At 46.3% G+C, this 1,517-nt stretch carries 2 protein-coding genes; one reads left to right on the plus strand and one right to left on the minus strand.

The window, feature by feature from the left end; all coding sequences use genetic code 11:
* The first annotated feature begins 79 nt into the window (after window positions 1-79).
* Window positions 80-553 carry a Cys-tRNA(Pro) deacylase gene (ybaK, locus tag R8N28_RS24500; RefSeq protein ID WP_005481362.1) on the plus strand — a complete coding sequence of 158 codons (474 nt, stop codon included), beginning with the start codon at window positions 80-82 and terminating at the stop codon, window positions 551-553.
* Window positions 554-609: 56 nt separating this feature from the next.
* On the opposite strand, the gene R8N28_RS24505 is transcribed toward ybaK, so the two are convergent.
* The coding region (locus R8N28_RS24505; protein ID WP_318183580.1) for a pseudouridine synthase at window positions 610-1,517 on the minus strand (908 nt) is incomplete at its 5' end.

The raw sequence follows: 1,517 nt of genomic DNA on the forward strand, positions 1-1,517 counted from the left end.
AACTCGCTGATATCATTAACTAAAAGCGCAGCTCCCATTGATGGGGGCTGCGTTTTTTATTTTTATAAGGAGAATCTTGATGACTCCGGCCATTAATCTTGCGAAAAAGAAAAAAGTTCCTCACACCATTCACCAGTATGAACATGACCCGAGAGCAGACAGCTATGGGTTAGAAGCGGCTGAAGTGTTGGGGCAAGATCCTAAAAAAGTATTCAAAACCCTGTTGTTTTGCCTTAATGGCGAGCCCAAAAACTTGGCAGTAGCCATCATTCCTGTGGATCAAAAACTGAATCTAAAATTGGCAGCCAAAGCAGCAAAGGGTAAAAAAGCCGACATGGCAGATCCAGACATCGCCCAAAAGACAACGGGTTATGTAGTTGGCGGCATTAGTCCACTTGGACAAAAGAAAGCGTTGCCAACCTTTCTACATGAAAGTGCAAAAGAACAAGAGACGATTTGTGTGAGCGCGGGTAAACGAGGCTTAGAAATTGAGCTTGCTCCGCAAGATCTTGTGGCTTTGACCAGAGGGCAGTTTGCCCCATTATGCTTGTAAGCCAGTTTGGGTTGAATGACCAACAAAGAAAAAGGACGCGAAAGCGTCCTTTATTGTTATTTTTTGAGGCTTAATGTGCCACTAGTGCGTTTTGCCGGTTTACTTGTCGTATTCGGATTGACGTAATGCTGCTTCGGTTTGCTCGGTGTTTGAGGCTTGTTTTGCGGTCTGCCATGCTCACCTTGTGGCTTCGCGCGTTCACCTTGAGGTTTCGCTTTGTAATGCTCTTTCGCAGGGCGTGAGTTCTCATCATCACGTTGACGGCGCTTTTGCTGGCCTTTTTTAGAGTTAGGCGCATGACGGAACTCGTCAGCGTTATTACCACGGAAGGTGCGCGTTTTTTGATTGCGACGAGCAGTCGAACCTTGGTTCTCTTCACGGCTATCAAACAGTTTCGCATCAGTCGCTTTACGAATATTACGACCTCGAGAATCTGTCTTTGACGCTTCCTCGGTACCAACTGAGCCATCGCACATTGCTAAAATTTCTGCGACTTCGTCATCGGTTAGGTAACGCCATTTACCATTTGGAATACCATCTAGAGAGATGTTCATGATGCGTACGCGGCGAAGTTTAAATACTTCGTAGCCGAGTGCTTCACACATACGGCGGATCTGACGGTTTAGGCCTTGCGTCAAAACAATACGGAAAGAGAACTTGGTTTCTTTCGTAACTTTACAAGGGAGCGTTACGGTATCGAGGATTCGAACACCGCTCGACATCTGTTTTAGGAATTCGTCCGTAATCGGCTTGTCGACACGCACCACGTATTCTTTTTCGTGGTTGTTACCAGCGCGCAGAATCTTATTTACGATGTCGCCATCGTTAGTCAAGAAGATCAAACCATCCGAAGGTTTGTCGAGTCGACCAATTGGGAAAATACGCTTTTTGTGACCGATGAAATCGACGATATTGCCGGGGATATCACGCTCAGTCGTACAGGTGATGCCTGTTGGCTTGTTGA

The sequence above is a fragment of the Vibrio sp. Vb1554 genome, assembly GCF_033344235.1.

What these genes read in the sequence shown, in the direction of transcription:
- ybaK (WP_005481362.1), top strand. Translation starts at nt 80, where the DNA reads ATGACTCCGGCCATTAATCTTGCGAAAAAGAAAAAAGTTCCTCACACC.